General features: G+C 76.2%; 14 protein-coding genes. 4 read left to right on the top strand and 10 right to left on the bottom strand.

Annotated elements, in window-relative coordinates; all coding sequences use genetic code 11:
* Nucleotides 1-38: 38 nt before the first annotated feature.
* Together CITRIK5_RS02880 and CITRIK5_RS02875 are read right to left on the bottom strand one after the other, a co-directional pair.
* The gene (locus tag CITRIK5_RS02880) at nt 39-3,083 is read right to left on the bottom strand and encodes an AAA family ATPase (protein WP_159833057.1); all 3,045 of its coding nucleotides are present in this window, start codon (nt 3,081-3,083) and stop codon (nt 39-41) included.
* Nucleotides 3,080-4,303 (bottom strand): exonuclease SbcCD subunit D, encoded by a 1,224-nt coding sequence (locus CITRIK5_RS02875; RefSeq protein ID WP_069941941.1) that lies wholly within the window; start codon nt 4,301-4,303, stop codon nt 3,080-3,082. Before CITRIK5_RS02875 ends, CITRIK5_RS02880 begins: the two co-directional genes overlap by 4 nt.
* A 66-nt stretch (nt 4,304-4,369) precedes the next feature.
* On the opposite strand from CITRIK5_RS02875, the gene CITRIK5_RS02870 reads away from it, so the two are divergent.
* Entirely contained in the window at nt 4,370-5,524 is a 1,155-nt protein-coding gene (locus CITRIK5_RS02870; protein WP_049145222.1) for an ADP-ribosylglycohydrolase family protein, read from the top strand.
* A 5-nt stretch (nt 5,525-5,529) separates the two neighbouring features.
* Here CITRIK5_RS02870 and CITRIK5_RS02865 read toward each other — a convergent pair whose 3' ends face one another.
* Genes CITRIK5_RS02865 through clpS form a run of 7 tightly spaced genes read right to left on the bottom strand, consistent with a single transcriptional unit; the run spans nt 5,530 to nt 11,024 of the window.
* Nucleotides 5,530-6,675 (bottom strand): exonuclease domain-containing protein, encoded by a 1,146-nt coding sequence (locus CITRIK5_RS02865; protein WP_049145224.1) that lies wholly within the window; start codon nt 6,673-6,675, stop codon nt 5,530-5,532.
* The gene (locus tag CITRIK5_RS02860) at nt 6,672-7,361 is read right to left on the bottom strand and encodes a non-canonical purine NTP pyrophosphatase (RefSeq protein WP_044659188.1); all 690 of its coding nucleotides are present in this window, start codon (nt 7,359-7,361) and stop codon (nt 6,672-6,674) included. The genes CITRIK5_RS02865 and CITRIK5_RS02860 overlap by 4 nt, the downstream gene beginning before the upstream one ends.
* Nucleotides 7,358-8,122: a ribonuclease PH gene (rph, locus tag CITRIK5_RS02855; RefSeq protein ID WP_036382145.1), complete on the bottom strand. Its 765-nt coding sequence runs from the start codon at nt 8,120-8,122 to the stop codon at nt 7,358-7,360. The genes CITRIK5_RS02860 and rph overlap by 4 nt, the downstream gene beginning before the upstream one ends.
* A gap of 22 nt (nt 8,123-8,144) precedes the next feature.
* Nucleotides 8,145-8,960 (bottom strand): MBL fold metallo-hydrolase, encoded by an 816-nt coding sequence (locus CITRIK5_RS02850; RefSeq protein WP_069941944.1) that lies wholly within the window; start codon nt 8,958-8,960, stop codon nt 8,145-8,147.
* The gene (murI, locus tag CITRIK5_RS02845; protein WP_049145229.1) at nt 8,957-9,889 is read right to left on the bottom strand and encodes a glutamate racemase; all 933 of its coding nucleotides are present in this window, start codon (nt 9,887-9,889) and stop codon (nt 8,957-8,959) included. Before murI ends, CITRIK5_RS02850 begins: the two co-directional genes overlap by 4 nt.
* The gene (locus CITRIK5_RS02840) at nt 9,886-10,653 is read right to left on the bottom strand and encodes a DUF2017 family protein (protein WP_069941945.1); all 768 of its coding nucleotides are present in this window, start codon (nt 10,651-10,653) and stop codon (nt 9,886-9,888) included. The genes murI and CITRIK5_RS02840 overlap by 4 nt, the downstream gene beginning before the upstream one ends.
* A gap of 8 nt (nt 10,654-10,661) precedes the next feature.
* The gene (gene clpS, locus CITRIK5_RS02835; protein WP_002857236.1) at nt 10,662-11,024 is read right to left on the bottom strand and encodes an ATP-dependent Clp protease adapter ClpS; all 363 of its coding nucleotides are present in this window, start codon (nt 11,022-11,024) and stop codon (nt 10,662-10,664) included.
* Nucleotides 11,025-11,088: 64 nt separating this feature from the next.
* Between clpS and CITRIK5_RS02830 the strand changes: the two genes are divergently transcribed.
* From CITRIK5_RS02830 to CITRIK5_RS02820, 3 genes are all read left to right on the top strand, one after another.
* Nucleotides 11,089-12,441 carry a nicotinate phosphoribosyltransferase gene (locus CITRIK5_RS02830; protein WP_010079001.1) on the top strand — a complete coding sequence of 451 codons (1,353 nt, stop codon included), beginning with the start codon at nt 11,089-11,091 and terminating at the stop codon, nt 12,439-12,441.
* 3 nt (nt 12,442-12,444) lie between these two features.
* A complete protein-coding gene (locus CITRIK5_RS02825) occupies nt 12,445-13,128 on the top strand; it encodes an isochorismatase family protein (RefSeq protein ID WP_049145233.1) in 684 nt (227 codons plus the stop codon).
* A 61-nt stretch (nt 13,129-13,189) separates the two neighbouring features.
* Nucleotides 13,190-13,651: a GNAT family N-acetyltransferase gene (locus tag CITRIK5_RS02820; RefSeq protein WP_159833055.1), complete on the top strand. Its 462-nt coding sequence runs from the start codon at nt 13,190-13,192 to the stop codon at nt 13,649-13,651.
* 9 nt (nt 13,652-13,660) lie between these two features.
* Here the strand turns inward: CITRIK5_RS02820 and CITRIK5_RS02815 are convergent, their stop codons facing one another.
* Nucleotides 13,661-15,610: a heavy metal translocating P-type ATPase gene (locus CITRIK5_RS02815; protein WP_159833053.1), complete on the bottom strand. Its 1,950-nt coding sequence runs from the start codon at nt 15,608-15,610 to the stop codon at nt 13,661-13,663.
* Nucleotides 15,611-15,658: the final 48 nt, after the last annotated feature.

Here is a 15,658-nt window from a genome sequence, read left to right as displayed (position 1 = left end):
GTGGCGCGAGCCGGAGCGGCGGGGCGCACCCCCGCCGCTCAGGCGCCGTCGTGCACCGCGAGGCTCGAGCCGCGCCGGTCCTTGCGCACCTCGAGGCGCACGCCGATCTCCTGCCTCATCCGTTCGACGTGGGAGACGAGGCCCACGGTCCGGCCACCGGTTCGCAGGGTGTCCACGACGTCCAGGACGTCGTCGAGGGTGTCCGCGTCGAGCGAGCCGAAGCCCTCGTCCACGAAGAGCGTGTCCAGTTCGATGCCGCCGGCTTCGGCCTGCACGGTGTCCGCGAGCCCCAGGGCGAGGGCGAGGGAGGCCATGAAGGTCTCGCCGCCCGAGAGCGTGGCCGGGTGGCGCGTCTCGTCCACGTAGTGGTCCCGGATGACGAGTTCGAGGCCCTTGTTCCCGCGCCCGCCCACGGCGTCGGAGTACTCGATCGAATACCGCTGGTCCGTCATGGCGAGCAGACGCTCGGTGGCCGCGGCGGCGACCTCCTCGAGCCGCCCGGCGAGGACGTAGCTCGTCAGGGGCATCTTGAGCAGGTTCTCCCCGCCGCCGCGGACGAGGTCGAGCAGCCCCCGCACCCGCGTGTGCTCGGCGATGAGCCCGGCGGACCGCTCCAGGACCTCGGTCAGGGCGGCTGACTGGCGGCGCACCGTGGCGACGAGTGAATCGAGTCGCCCGACCACCGTCGCCCGGGACGAGCTCGCGGCCTCGGCCGCGGCGAGCGCCTCGGCGGCGGCGCGGGTCTGCTCCTCGGTCGGCGGCTCGACGCCCGCCTCGGCGAGGGCGCGGCCCCGGCGGACGGGCTCGCTCGCCTCGAGCTCGGCGAGGCGGGCCCGTTCGGCGTGCCACTCCTGCACGGCGGCCGTGCGCGCGGCGGCCTCCGTCTCCTCGAGGCGGGCCGCGCGCGCCGCGTCGACGTCGTCGAAGTGCTGTTCGGCCAGCGCGGCGGTGAGCGCCTGGTCGGTCTCGTCGGCGACCGCCCGGGCGCGCGCGTCCTCGTCCTGCGCCGCAGCGAGGGCGGCCAGGACCCGGCGTGCGGCGGTGACCTGGTCGCGGCGGGCGTCGAGGGTCTCGGCGTCACCGCGGGCGGCCTCGACGGCGTCCCGCAGCTCGGTCAGCCGGGCGGCACGGTGGGCGGCGGCCTCGGCGAGCCGACCGTCCTCGGCCGCGAGCGCGGCGGCGGTCTCGTCGGCCCCGGCGAGCGTCTTCTCGGCGGCGGTCAGCCGCCGGCGGTCCGCGGCGAGGTCCTTCGCCGCCTGGTCCAGCGCGGCCCGTTCGGCCTCGGCGCGCTCGAGCGCCTCTCGCGCGGCCTCGGGTGCGAGCCCGGCGGCGGCCTCGCGCGCCGTGCGGAGGGTCTGCTCGGCGGCGCGCAGGGCGGTCTCGGCGTCGGTCGCGGCCCGGTCGGCCGCGGTCCGGGCCTGCTCGGCGTCCCGCACGTCCGCCTCGGTCACCGTGGTGTCCGCGGTGGCGGCCGGGGCCGGGTGCTCGGGCGAGCCGCACACGGCGCACGGCTCGCCGGGCACGAGCCGCTCCGCCAGTTCGGAGGCGGCCTGCTCGTACCGGGCACGCAGCAGACCGACGTGCCGTTCGGCGGCCTCGCGTCGCCGCTCCTGTGCCTCCCGGTGGGCCCGGGCCGCGGTCTCTGCCTCGACGGCGCGGGCGGCCGCGGCCTCGGCGGCCGTGCGGCGAGCGGCGGCCTCGGACACGGCGCGGTCCACGGCCTCCCGGGCGCCGAGACGCTCGGTGCCGCGTTCGACGGCCGCGCGGTGTGCCGCGACGGCCGCCTCACGCTCGGGGCGGGACTCGACCAGGGCGGCGCGGTCGCGGCCGATCTCGGCCCGACGCTCCGCCGCGGCGGCCGCCTCCTGCTCCAGCTCGCCCATCCGGGCACGGTCCTGGACGGCGCGTGCCACCGCCTCCGCGGCGCGCTCGGCCTCCCCCAGCGCCTGGCGGGAGGCGGGCGCGTCGGCGGCCCCGTCCGCCCGGGCGGCGGCGAGCCACGCCGCCGCGGTCGGCTCGTCCTCGACGTGCGCCAGGGCCTCCGTCACCGTCTCCGACGCGGTGCCGGCGGCGTCCGCCGCCGCGGTGGCCCGCTGGGCGGCCGCGAGCACCCGCCCGGCGCGCTCATGGGCGTCGACGGCGCGGCGCCGCGCCGCGGCGGTCTCGGCCTCGGCGTCGTGGTCGCGTCGACGGCTCGCCCACGCCTCGGCCGCGGCCAGGTCCCGCCCGCGGGTCTCCAGCTCACGCGCCGTCACCCGGGCCCGCTGCTCCGCGGCGCGGGCCGTGGCGAGGTCGGCCCGCGCGTCCTCGTGGGCGCGACCTGCGCGCTCGGCGGCGAGGGCGAGCAGCCGGTCGTCCGTGTCCGGTGACGGCTCCGGCGCATGCCAGTCCGGGCCGAGCGCCTCGTGGAGCGCCTCGGCCAGCTGTGCCCGCGCGGTCCGGGCCACGTCCGCGTCCACGGCCACCGCGGTGTCCAGCCGGGCCGTCTCGACGCGCAGGTGCTCCTCGACGCCGTCGAAGCGCTGCGTGCCGAAGAGCCGCCGCAGCAGGACGCGGCGCTCATCCGACTTCGCGGTGAGGAACTGGGCGAACTGTCCCTGAGGCAGCAGGACCACCTGCATGAACTGCTCGGCGTCCAGGTGCAGGACGGCCGCGATCTGCTGGCCGACCTCGTCCGCCCGGGTGAGCGGCGCCGTCCATTCCCCGTCCACGCGTTCCCGCAGGGAGACCGTGGCCTGCGTGGTGACGGTGGCGCCGCCCGCCGCGCTGCGTCTCCGGCGGGGCCGCTCGTGCTTGGGCGAGCGGACCACCTCGAAGCGCCGGCCCTGCACGGTGAACTCGACCTGCACCTCGGGGATCACCGCGCCGGGCTCGCGCAGCGTGGTCACGAGCGACTCGGCCGACCGTCCGCCCGGCACGGTCCCGTAGAGGGCGAAGCACAGCGCGGCCAGCACCGTGGACTTGCCCGCGCCGGTGGGCCCGTCCAGCAGGAACAGGCCGCCCGCGTTGAGCCGGTCGAAGTCGACGTCCTGCGCCTGGGCGTAGGGCCCGAGCCCCTCCAGGCGCATCCGATGGATCCTCATGCGCGCACCTCCCCCGCGCGAGCGGCCTCGAGGGCGTCCCGCAGCAGGTCCTGCTCGGCCCCGCTGGCCGGCCGCTGCCGGACGTGGTCCACGAAACCGACCGCGAGCGCGTGGTCCGAGGGTGCCTGCCGCAGGACCTGGGCGTAGGTCCGCTCCCGGGCCCGCCTCCCGCCGGCCGGTTCGTGGCGGAAGACGAGCACGGAGGGGAACCGGGTCTTCAGGCGCTCCAGGGCCCGCTCGGGGCGTTCGTCGTCGGTGACGGTGACCTGCACCCAGCACTGCTCCGCCCACGCGAACTCCGGGGACTCCAGCAGGTCCTCGATCGGCCCGGACAGCACCGCCAGGCGCCGTCCGGCGTCCCAGTCCACGGCCTCGACGTCGGTGACGGCCCCGCCCGTGACGTGGACGAGCCAGCCGCCCTTGCGGTGGCCCGCCTCGGAGAAGGAGTACGGCAGCGGTGAGCCGGAGTACCGCACGTGCTCTGCCAGCCGCTGGCGGCCGTGCAGGTGGCCCAGGGCCGCGTAGTCGAGCCCGTCGAACACGGAGACCGGCACCTGCCCCAGCGTGCCCACCAGCATCTCGGGCGGGGCGTCCGGCTCGACGTGCTCGCCCTCGCCGATGTCCCGTTCGGACTCGGAGCCGTGGCCCCCGGCCGCGAACAGGTGGGCCAGCACGACGGCGGCCACCGGCTCCGGCGTCTCGGCGCGGCGGGCGGCCAGATCGGCGTGGACGCGGCGGACCGCCTCCGTCAGCACGGCCGTGTGGTGGGGCTCCACGCCCCAGGCCGGTCCCTGGTGGCGCGGTTCGAGGTAGGGGATGCCGTAGACGGCCACGGTCTGGCCCGCGCCGCCGTCGACCCCGGGCTCGGTGAGCAGCACGGGGCGGTCCAGCTCCGCCGCGTCCGCGCGCACGTGCACGCCCGCGGCCGCCAGGAGTCCGCCGCCGAAGCCGAGGCGCACCGCCGAGTCGTGGTTGCCGCTCGTGAGCACCACCTGGGCGCCGGCCGCGTGCAGCCGGGTGAGCGTCCGGTCCAGCAGCCGGACGGCGTCCGCCGGCGGCAGCGCGCGGTCGTACACGTCCCCGGCCAGCAGGACGGCGTCCACGCCGCGCTCCGTCACGGTCGCGACGAGGGCGTCCAGGACCTCCTCCTGGGCCTCGAGCAGCCCGGTGCCGTGGAACGACCGGCCCAGATGCCAGTCCGAGGTGTGCAGCAGGATCATGCGGCCCACTCTAGGGAGGGTGTGGACGGGATAAGCACGACGCGGTGCAGCTCGTACGATGGCGGCATGTCCGCCACCGCGCCCGAGCCCACCGCCTCCTCGTCCACGCCCCTGCCCGGCCCCGAGCACGCCGACCGGGTCCTGGCCCTCCTCGCGGCCGGTGCCGCCGGGGACGCGCTGGGCGGCGTCGTCGAGTTCACCCCCGCGTCGGGGATCGCGGCGGTGCACGGCCCCGCCGGCGTCACCGACGCCGCGGACCTGCTCGCCCAGGAGGGCGCCCACGCCCTGCCGATCACCGACGACACGCAGCTGACGCTGTACGTGCTCGACGGCCTGCTCGAGTGGATCGAGTGGCAGAACGACGGCGTCCCGGCCGATCCTGCGGCGTGCGTGTGGCTCGCGTGCCTGCGCTGGTTCGCCACGCAGGACGGCGCGCTGCCCGAGGGCGCTCCCCCGGCCCCGCCCCGCTGGATCGACGCGCACGCGGAGCTGAAGGTGCGCCGCGCGCCGGGCACCGCGTGCCTGACCGGGCTCGCCGAACCGGGGATGGGCCTGCCGGGCGACCCGCACAACCCGGGTTCGAAGGGCTGCGGGACGGTCATGCGCTCGGCCCCGTACGGGATGGTGCCGGGGCTCGAGGACCCGCACGTCGTGTCCCTCGCCCGCCAGGGGGCCGTCCTCACGCACGGCCACCCCACCGCGTGGGTCGCGGCGGGCGCGTACGCCCTCGTCATCGCGGCCCTGCTGCGCGGCCTGGACCTGGCCGCCGCGGTCGCGCACGCCCGCGCGTGGCTCGACGGCCTGGGCGAGGAGGCCGCGGAGACCCGCGCCGCCGTGACCGCGGCGGTCGACCTGGCCGGCACCGTCGACGCCGACCCCGGCGCCCCCGGCGCCCTCCCCACCGCGCTCGGCGAGGGCTGGGTCGCGGAGGAGGCCCTGGCGATCGCGCTGTATGCCGCGCTCACCGCGCAGGCGGTGCACCCGGCCGATCCGGCGGCGGCGCTCGCCCTGGCGCTGCGGATCGGCGTGAACCACGACGGCGACTCCGACTCCACGGCCTCGCTGGCCGGGCAGGTGCTCGGCGTGGCGCACGGCACCGCCGTGTTCGGTGCGCACGACCCCGCGGACCGCGCCGCGGCCGAGGCCTCCGTCCCGGGGTGGATCGCCGAGCGCGAGGTCGTCCTGGAGGCCGCCCGGCGCTGGAGCGCCGCGACCACCTGAGTGGTTCAGCGCGCGGCGTCCGGCCAGTTCCCGTCGAGCATCTGCAGGAACTCCCCCTCGGAGACCAGGGCGATGGCCTGCCCACGGTCCCGCCGGCGCAGGGCGTCCCGCGTCTTGCGGTGCGCCAGCGCCGTGGTCACGGCCTGCGGTGCCCCGTCCTCGGCGCGCGGGCGGTGCAGGTCCGCGGCCTCGAAGCCGTCCCCCACGACGAGCATCGTGGTGGCCGCGCCCACCCGGTTCGCGGTCTGCGCGCCGTGCGCGGCCGCGCGCGTCTTGGCACTCTGACGCGACATGCCGATGCCGCCCGTGAACACCACGGTCTGGCCGAACAGGGGGTGGCCCGGGTCGGCGGCCGGGTTCGGGAGCGGATTGACGCCCTCGTCCGGCCAGCGCATGAAGTCGGGCATGGCGCGTTCGTCCCGCAGCGGGACCCGCGCGTCGAAGACGCCCTCGGTACGCCGGGCCTGGCGGGTGGCCTTCGACTCGGCGCCCGATCCCGCCGCCCGGGGGGCGAGGACGCTGACGCTCAGCCCCTGGGCCCGCATCAGGCGGTCGACGCCGCGGCCGGCCGGCGCGTCGGTCAGCCCGGGCAGAATCTCCGCGTCGGCCGGCGGCACCCCCAGCACGCGCCGGCCGATGTCCACGAGGATGGCCGCGCAGGCCTCGGCGTCGGCCAGTGCGTCGTGGTGGCGCCCCGGGGTGAACCCGGCCTCGCGCGCCGCGGAGGGCAGGGCGTACGAGGGCAGGTCGTAGACGCGGCGCGCCAGCACCAGGGTGCACACGAACTCCAGGCCCGGCACGTCCCGGCCGGAGACCTCGAGGCCGGACTCGATGACGCCGACGTCGAAGCCCGCGTTGTGCGCCGCGAGCACGTCCGTCCCCACGAAGTCCGCGAGCTCGTCGTACACCTGCGCGAACCGGGGGGCGTCCAGGACGCGGTCCTCGGTGATGCCGTGGATGCGCACGTTGCGGGGATCGAACCGGTCGAAGCCGACGGGCGGACGGATCAGCCACTCGGCACGGTCCACCATGACCCCGTCCCGCACCCGGACGGCGCCCACGGCGCACGGGGAGCCGCGGAAGCCGTTGGCGGTCTCGAAGTCGATCGCGGTGAAGTCCAGCCCCGGCACGGGGACGCGCCCGCCGCTCACGGGCGCGCGTCGAGCGCGTCCACCAGGTAGGGCAGCAGGGCGCGGAAGGCGTGCCCCCGGTGGCTGATCGCGTTCTTGTCCTCGGGGCTCAGCTGCGCGGTGGACACGTCCCGGCCCTCGGGCCGCAGGATCGGGTCGTAGCCGAAGCCGCCGTCCCCCACGGGCTCGCGCAGCAGCGTGCCGGGCAGGCGGCCGTGCTCGACGTGCTCGACGTGGATGGCCCGGGCGCCCGCGGCGTCCGGGCCGCTGGGGACCGCGAGCGCGGCGGCGCACACGAACTGGGCACCCCGATGCTCGTCCGGCACGTCGGCCAGCTGGGCCAGCAGCAGCTCGAGGTTGGCACGGTCGTCCCCGTGGCGCCCGGCCCAGCGGGCCGAGAAGATCCCGGGGGCGCCGTGCAGCACGTCCACGGCCAGACCGGAGTCGTCCGCGACGGCGATCAGCCCGGTGTGCGCGGCCACGGCGCGGGCCTTCTTCAGCGCGTTCTGGGCGAACGTGACGCCGTCCTCGACGACGTCCGGGGCGCCCACGGCGCCCGCGTCCACCACCGCGGCCTCCACGTCGAGGCCGGGCACGGCGCCGGCGAGCAGCTGCCGCAGCTCGCGCACCTTGCCCGCGTTGTGCGTGGCGAGCACGATGCGGGCGCCCTCCGGCAGGCCCGCCGACGAGGAGGCGGGCGCGCTCACGCCCGGTCCTCCGTGGCGGCGGCCAGGGTCTCGGCCTGGATGCGGGCCAGCTCACCCGTGCCGATCAGGGCCAGGTCCAGCAGGGTGTCCAGCTCGGCGCGGGTGAACGGCGCGCCCTCGGCGGTGCCCTGCACCTCCACGAACTCCCCGGCCCCGGTGACGACCACGTTCATGTCCGTCTCCGCCTTCACGTCCTCCACGTACGGCAGGTCGAGGACGGGCACCCCGTCCACGATGCCCACGGACACCGCGGCGACGGAGTCCTTGAGGACGGCGGCGCCCTTGGCGAGGATCCCCTCGCGCCGCGCCCAGGCCACCGCCTCGGCGAGGGCGACGTAGGCGCCCGTGATGGCGGCGGTGCGGGTGCCGCCGTCGGCGTCGAGGACGTCGCAGTCCAGGACGATGGTGTTCTCCCCCAGGGCGGACAGGTCGATGACGGCGCGCAGGGACCGGCCGATCAGGCGGGAGATCTCGTGGGTGCGCCCGCCGATCCGGCCCTTGACGGACTCGCGCTGGCTGCGCTCGTTGGTGGCCCGCGGGAGCATCGCGTACTCGGCGGTGACCCAGCCGGTCCCCTCGCCCTTGAGCCAGCGCGGCACGCCCTCGGTGAAGGAGGCGGTGCACAGCACGCGGGTGTTCCCGAACTCGATCAGGGCCGAGCCCTCCGCCTGCCGGGACCAGCCCCGGGTGATGGTGATGGGGCGCAGCTCGTCGACGGCGCGGCCGTCCGGGCGGGGGGCGGTGGGGGCGGGAGAGCTCATGGCCTCCAGTCTAGGCGCGCCCTCAGACGCCGTAGCTCAGCCCCGAGACGGCGACGGCCAGCGGGCCGTCGTACACCGCGCGGGCCTCCTGGACGGCGCGCTGCGGATCGTTCCACACCGGCAGGTGTGTGAGCAGCAGCTTCCGGGCCCCGGCCTGCGCCGCCGTCTCGCCGGCCCGTCGGCCGGTCAGGTGGACGCCGTCGATGCCGTCGTCCCGGCCCTCGTGGAAGGCGGCCTCGCACAGGAACACGTCCGCGTCCCGCGCGGCCTCGACGAGCCCCTCACACGCGTCGGTGTCCCCGGAGTAGGTGAGCACGCGGGTGGTGACGTCGCCGTCGTCGTCGACGCGGTCCACCTCGACCCGGATCGCGTAGGCCTCGTCGATGGGATGGCGCACGGGGACCGGGGTGAACCGGAACGGACCGAGCCGCTCGGTGCGGCCGGCGGCCCAGCACCGGAACTCGAAGTCCTGGTGCATCCCCGGCTCGGGGTCCATCCCGTACGCCTCGGCGATGCGGTCGGCGGTGCCGGCGGGTCCGTAGACGGGCAGCCGGCCGCGGTCCCAGCCGGCCGGGTTCCAGCGGATGGCCACGTGCATCCCGCACAGGTCCATGAAGTGGTCCGGGTGCAGGTGGGAGAGCAGGATGCCGTCCAGGTCCTCGAGCTCGACGTAGCGCTGCAGCACGCCGAGGGCGCCGTTGCCGAGGTCCAGCAGGATCCGCCATGTGCGCGGGGTGACGCCGTCCTCGGCCACGCCCTCGGCGGTGAGGAGGTAGCACGAGGCGGGTGAGCCCGGGCCGGGGAAGGACCCGGAGGCCCCGATGATGGTCAGCTTCACGTCACACCCTCCTGCTCGGCGCCCAGCCGCACGAAGGCCGTCGAGCGCGTCGGGACCGGCGCGGCCGCGGGGCGGGGCGCGCCGATCGTCTCCAGGCGGCGCACGGACTCGACCTCGGGTCCGAGGAAGCGGCGCGCGAGGGCCTGGAAGTGGTCGGGGTCGCCGGTGGCGGCGAAGCGGTGGCGGGTGGCCTGGCCGGAGCCCGCGGCCGAGTGGGGGTGCTCGAGGCCGAGGCGGACCAGTTCCCGGTAGAGGTCCTTGGCGGTCTCCTCCGCGGAGGAGACGAGCGTGACGTCCTCCCCCATCACGAGCGAGAGGGCGCCGGTCAGCAGCGGGTAGTGGGTGCATCCCAGCACGAGGGTGTCCACGCCCGCCGCGCGCAGCGGGGCCGTGTACTCCCGGGCGGTCTCCAGCAGTTCGGGGCCGGTGGTGATGCCGGCCTCCACGAACTCCACGAACCGCGGGCACGCGACCGAGGTGATCTCGAGGTGCGGGGCGGCCGAGAACGAGTCCTCGTAGGCGCGGGACCCGACGGTCGCCTCGGTGCCGATCACGCCGATTCGGCCCGTGCGGGTGGCGGCCACGGCGCGGCGCACGGCGGGCTGGATCACCTCGATCACGGGGATGCCGTGGCCTCCCGTGTAGCGCTCGCGGGCGTCGCGCAGCACGGCGGCCGACGCGGAGTTGCACGCGATCACGAGCGCCTTGACGCCGCGCGCGACGAGCTCGTCCATGATCGCCAGGGCGAGGGCCCGTACCTCGGCGATGGGCCGCGGGCCGTACGGCGAGTGCTCCGTGTCGCCCACGTAGAGGATGGACTCGTGGGGCAGCTGGTCCATGATCGCCCGGGCCACGGTCAGCCCGCCCACGCCCGAGTCGAACACGCCGATCGGCGCGGCGGCGTCCACGGCGGCGCGCTGGCCGCTCACTGCTCGTCCTCCGCGTCCCCGGCGCCCGGCGCGGACTCGTCCGCGCCCTCGGGCAGCTCGCTGAGCATCTCCGTCATGAGCGTCTCCAGCAGCCACGAGGTGAAGTTGTAGAGCAGGGCCATGGTGGACTCGACGTCCTCCGCGCTGCGCCAGTCGTCCACGGCGTGCACGCGGGCGGCGTCCTCCTCGGTCTCGACGCCCAGGCGGGCGGCCAGGACGAGGCGCACGTCGTTGAGCGCGCGGCCGAAGGCCGGCGCCTGGTCGTGCGGCACCTCCACGCGCGTCGAGCGCAGCAGCTCGAGGGCCAGGCGCGCGTCCGCGAGCTTCCCCTCCGACAGGGCGTCCTCGGTCAGGGCCCGGTGGGCGCCCTGTTCGGCGGCGCCGGCCTGGGGCATCGCATCCGGCAGGAGGCGTGCGACGGCCGGGTCGGTGGGGGCCGAGCGCTGCGGCTCCGGGTCCTGGCTCAGGTGCAGGCCGGAGACCAGCCCCCAGAACGCGGCGTCGGACGCGTCCAGCCCGGCCACGGGGCCCGCGTCCTGCGCGGCGGACACGGACGGCGGCGCCGCCGGGGGATCTTCGGGCGTGTCGACGCCGTCCTCGGCGGCCGGGGCCTCGGCGGGGTCCGCCTCGGCGGGGCGCACGTCCGCGCGTCGGCCCTCGAGCAGGGCGACGACGTCCCTGACCAGCCCGCGCAGCAGGCGCACCTCCGGCAGCTCCAGCTGCGCCGTGTACCCCCGCCGCGTCCAGCGGAACCGTTCTGCCATGCCCCTCCTCAGTCCTCCGCCTGCTCCAGCGTGGCCCACAGACCGTAGCCGTGCATCGCGCCCACGTGCAGCTCGGCCTTCTCCTTGGTGCCCGTCGCCACCACGGACCGGCCCCGCTCGTGGACCTCGAGCATGAGCCGCTGCGCCTTGGCGGCGGAGTAGCCGAAGTGGGTGCGGAACACGTAGGCGACGTAGCTCATCAGGTTCACCGGGTCGTTCCACACCACGACGTTCCACGGCCGGTCCCGGGCTGTGTCCTCGTGAGGCCGCTCCAGCAGGGCGGTGTCGGTGGCGCCGGCGGGGACGGACTCACCCGGCGCCGGACGCACGGCGCGCGGCGCGGACGGATCGTGGCGGGTCAGCACGGACATGCGCCCCAGTGTACGAGGCGGGCGGGCCAGGACCGGCCCCGCCACGGTCCACTAGGGTGGGCGCGTGAGCCAGAACCCCGTGCCCAGCGCCCCGCGGACCGCCGACGACTGGCAGATCCCCACGGCGCTGATGACCGACCACTACGAGCTGACCATGCTCCAGGCCGCGCTGAAGGCCGGCACCGCGCACCGCCGCTCCCGCTTCGAGCTGTTCACCCGACGCCTGCCCAGCGGCCGCCGCTACGGCGTGGTGGCCGGCGTGGGCCGCGCGCTGGAGGGCCTGTCCCGCTTCCGGTTCGACACGCCCGAGCTCGACTTCCTCGCGGACACCACCGCCCTCGACGACGCCACGCTGGCCTGGCTCGCCGACTACGAGTTCACGGGCGACATCGTGGGCTACGCCGAGGGCGAGGCCTACTTCCCGCATTCCCCCCTCCTGCAGGTGGAGTCGACGTTCGCCGAGGCGTGCATCCTGGAGACCTACCTGCTCTCCATCTACAACTACGACTCCGCCGTGGCCTCCGCCGCCTCCCGCATGACGGCCGTCGCGGACGGCCGCCCGTGCGCCGAGATGGGCTCGCGCCGCACGCACGAGGAGTCCGCCGTGGCCGCCGCCCGCGCCGCGGCCATCGCGGGCTTCACCGCGACCTCGAACCTCGAGGCGGGCCGCCGGTACGGCATCCCGACCGTCGGCACCGCCGCCCACTCCTTCACCCTGCTGCACGACTCGGAGCGCGCCGCCTTCGAGGCCCAGGTCGCCGCGCTCGGAGCGGACACCACCCTCCTCGTGGACACGTATGACGTGGAGCAGGGCGTGCGCACCGCGGTCGAGGTGGCCGGCCCGGCCCTGCGGAACGTCCGGGTCGACTCCGGCGACCTCGTGATCCAGGCCCACCGCGTGCGCGAGCTGCTCGACGAGCTGGGCAACACCGAGACCGGGATCATGGTCACCTCGGACCTGGACGAGTACGCGATCGCCGCCCTGCGCTCCGCCCCCGTCAGCTCGTACGGCGTGGGCACGCGCCTGGTCACCGGGTCCGGCGCGCCCACCGCCTCCATGGTCTACAAGCTCGTGGCCCGCCAGGACGACGACGGCACGTGGGTGGACGTGGCCAAGGCCAGTTCCGGCAAGGCCAGCCGGGGCGGCCGCAAGGAGGCCGCGCGCCGCCGCGACCCGCGGGGCCGGGCCACCGCCGAGGTGATCGGCGTCAACCGCAGCGCCGCGCCCGACGCCGACGACCGTCCCCTGCTGCACCGTTTCGTGCACGCCGGCGAGCTGGCCGAGGGCTGGACCGGCCCCGAGGCCGTCACCCGCGCCGCCGAGCGGCACGCCGCCTCCCTGCGCGAGCTGCCCGCCTCGGTGGGCCGCCTGCAGCCGGGCGACCCCGCCATCCCGACCATCTTCCTGGAGGACTGACCCATGGAGAACCTGAACCGCGCCCTGGTGATCGTGGACGTGCAGAACGACTTCTGCGAGGGCGGCGCCCTCGGCGTGGCCGGCGGCGCCGCCGTCGCGGCCGGGGTCAGCGAGCACCTGGCCGAGCACGCGGACGCCTACGCGGCCGTGGCCGCCACGCGCGACTGGCACGTCGACCCGGGCACGCACTTCGCCGCGGCCACCGGCGCCGAGCCGGATTTCCGCACCACCTGGCCGGTGCACTGTGTGGCCGGCACCGCCGGCGCCGAGCTGCATCCCGACCTGGACGCCGAGCACCTCGACGCCGAGTTCCTCAAGGGCCTGCACACGGACGCCTACTCCGGCTTCGACGGCGCCCTCGGCGAGCCCGACGCCGTCCCGACCGGGGCCGCGGGCGAGCGCCCCTCCGGGACCGTCGGCCCGTACGGGGCCACCGCCGTGGCCGCGGCCGCCGTCGAGTCCGGCGCCCCCGGCCTCGACGAGTGGCTCCGTGAGCAGGGCGTGGACGCGATCACCGTGGTGGGCATCGCCACGGACCACTGCGTGCGCGCCACCGTGCTCGACGCCCTCGACGCCGGCTACGAGGTCACCGTGCTGACCGACCTGGTGGCCGGCGTCGACGAGGCGGCCGCCCAGGCCGCGCTCCACGAGATGGAGGCCGCCGGGGCCATCCTGGCGACCTCGTGAGCGGGTGCGGCCCCGGCGGGCGTGCCGGAGCCGGTCCCCGACGTCGACGAGGAGAGCAGCCATGACCGACTCCCCCATCGCCGCAGACCGGGACGGCATCCGCTACCTCTCCGGGGCGATCCCGGCCGCCGACGATGTCCGCGCCCTCTACGACGCCGTGGGCTGGTCCGCCTCCACGGGGGACATGGACACGCTCATGGGCGGGCTGCAGGGCTCGGCCACCGTGGTGACCGCCTTCGACGGCGGCCGACTGGTCGGTCTGGCCCGCGTGGTCTCCGACGGACACACCATCGCCTACCTGCAGGACATCCTCGTGGATCCGGGGCACCAGCGCCGCGGCATCGCCTCCGAGCTGCTGCGCCGCGTCTTCGCGCGGTTCGGCCAGGTGCGTCAGCACGTGCTGCTCACGGACACCGAGGAGCGTCAGCGCGCCTTCTACGAGGCCCATGGATTCCGCGAGTCCCATGACGTGGAGGGCGACGAGCTGCGCGCCTTCGTGCGCTTCCAGTCCCGGGACGGCTGAGCCCGGCGCTCAGGCCGACACGGCCTGCCGCTCCCCCCGGGCGGGGGCGGCGGTGAGATCGCCGAGCCGCTCGGCCTCGTGCGGGCCGGGCTTCATGGCGCGCAGCGCGTTGACGATGGCCACGACGTCCACGAGCTCCTGGAACAGCGCGCCGACCAGAGCCGGGATGGCGCCCGTGGCGGCGATGACCATTAGGACCAGGGAGAGCGCGATGCCGACCCAGATCGACTGCGTGGCCACCTGCAGGGTGCGCTGGCCGGCGGCCACGGCGACGGCGACCTTGGAGACGTCGTCGGCGAGCACCACCACGTCGGCGGACTCGGAGGCGGCGGTCGAGCCGCGGGCGCCCATGGCCACGCCCACGTCCGCGGCGGCGAGCACGGGGACGTCGTTGACGCCGTCGCCGACCATCATCACCGGGCGCTCAGGGCGCTCGGAGAGCAGGCGGACCTTGTCCGCGGGCAGCAGGTCCGCGTGGACCTCGTCGATGCCCGCCTCACCGGCGATGTGCCGTCCGGTGGCCTCGGCGTCGCCGGTGAGCATGAGGACCCGGCGTGCGCCGAGGCGGTGGAGCGCCTGCACGGTGGCGGCGGACTCGGGGCGGATGCGGTCGGCCAGCAGCAGGACGCCGGCGAAGGCGCCGTCCACGGCCACGTAGACGGCCGACTGACCGGGGGCGAGGTCGGCGGTGACGGTGTCCGGGGCGGCCTGCGTGACGTAGGCGCGCTTGCCGACGACGACGCGGCGCCCCTCCAGCACCGCGACGACGCCGTGGGTGGCCTCCTCCGTGGCATCCTGCGCGGTCGCCAGGGACAGCCCGCGCTCCTCGGCCGCCGCGCGGATGGCGTCGGCGAGCACGTGCACGGAGTACTGCTCGGCGGAGGCGGCCAGGCGCAGCAGCTCGTCCTGGGCGAAGCCGGCGGCCGGGCGCACGCCGACCAGCTCGGGGCGGCCGGCGGTGAGGGTGCCGGTCTTGTCGAAGCCCACGGTCTGCACGGAGCCGAGGGCCTCGATGGTCCCGCCGGACTTCACGATCACCCCGGACGTGGCGGCGCGGGACATGCCGCCGAGGAAGGCCACCGGAGCGGCGATGAGCAGCGGGCATGGCGTGGCCACCACGAGCACCTCGGCGAAGCGGACCGGGTCCTGGGACAGCCACCAGGCCAGGCCGGCGATCAGGTAGGCGACGGCGGTGAACGGCACGGCGTAGCGGTCGGCCAGGCGCACCATGGGGGCGCGGGACTCGGCCGCCTGCTGCACGAGGGAGACGATGGCCGCGTACTGCGAGTCGGCCGCGGAGGCGGTCGCCTCGAGCACGAAGGCGCGGGTGCCGTTGAGCGCGCCGGACATCACGGCCGAGCCGGTGCGGTGCGTGACGGGCAGGGACTCGCCGGTCAGGGAGGACTCGTCCAGGTCCACGGCGACCTCCCCGCCGTCCTCGGCGGAGGCCACGGTGCCGTCCACGGGAAGCACCTCGGCGGGACGCACCAGGAGCCGGTCACCGGGACGCACCTCCTCCACCGGCACGTCCTCCACGGAGCCGTCCGGGCGCAGTCGGTGCGCGCGCTGCGGGGCGCGGTCCAGCAGGGCGGACAGATCCCGCCGGGCGCGGCCGGCCGCGTAGTCCTCGAGGGCCTCCCCGCCGGTGAGCATCAGGCAGACGAGCACGGCGGCGAGGTGCTCCCCCACGAGCACGGTGGCGACGATCGCGGTGACGGCGAGGACGTCCACACCCCAGTGCCCGCGCATGAGGTCCCTGACCATGCCGACCGAGGTCCACGCGGCCACCACCAGGGCGTACGCCGAGGCGATCCAGCGCGCGGGATCCTCCGCCCCCGCCAGGTGCAGGCCGAGGGTGAGGGCGACGACGACCAGTGTCGCGAGCACCCACGGGTACCGCGCGGCGAACCCGAGGACGGCGGGGCGCGACGACGACGGGGACGGGGCGGACACGGGCATGGCGACTCCTGACATCGTGCCCCCATTCCAGCCCGTCCCCGTGCCGGG

Source organism: Micrococcus sp. 116, from assembly GCF_902506395.1.
Taxonomy (GTDB): Bacteria; Actinomycetota; Actinomycetes; order Actinomycetales; family Micrococcaceae; genus Micrococcus; species Micrococcus luteus.
The sequence above is the reverse complement of the archived record's forward strand: the minus strand, read 5'-3'. Positions and strand labels throughout refer to the sequence as shown.

Coding starts and splice junctions, on each gene's coding strand:
- CITRIK5_RS02870 (WP_049145222.1), top strand. CDS start 4,370: ATGTCCGCCACCGCGCCCGAGCCCACCGCCTCCTCGTCCACGCCCCTG.
- CITRIK5_RS02840 (WP_069941945.1), bottom strand. CDS start 10,653: ATGGCAGAACGGTTCCGCTGGACGCGGCGGGGGTACACGGCGCAGCTG.
- CITRIK5_RS02815 (WP_159833053.1), bottom strand. CDS start 15,610: ATGCCCGTGTCCGCCCCGTCCCCGTCGTCGTCGCGCCCCGCCGTCCTC.
- CITRIK5_RS02820 (WP_159833055.1), top strand. CDS start 13,190: ATGACCGACTCCCCCATCGCCGCAGACCGGGACGGCATCCGCTACCTC.
- CITRIK5_RS02880 (WP_159833057.1), bottom strand. CDS start 3,083: ATGAGGATCCATCGGATGCGCCTGGAGGGGCTCGGGCCCTACGCCCAG.
- CITRIK5_RS02825 (WP_049145233.1), top strand. CDS start 12,445: ATGGAGAACCTGAACCGCGCCCTGGTGATCGTGGACGTGCAGAACGAC.
- rph (WP_036382145.1), bottom strand. CDS start 8,122: ATGAGCTCTCCCGCCCCCACCGCCCCCCGCCCGGACGGCCGCGCCGTC.
- clpS (WP_002857236.1), bottom strand. CDS start 11,024: ATGTCCGTGCTGACCCGCCACGATCCGTCCGCGCCGCGCGCCGTGCGT.
- CITRIK5_RS02875 (WP_069941941.1), bottom strand. CDS start 4,303: ATGATCCTGCTGCACACCTCGGACTGGCATCTGGGCCGGTCGTTCCAC.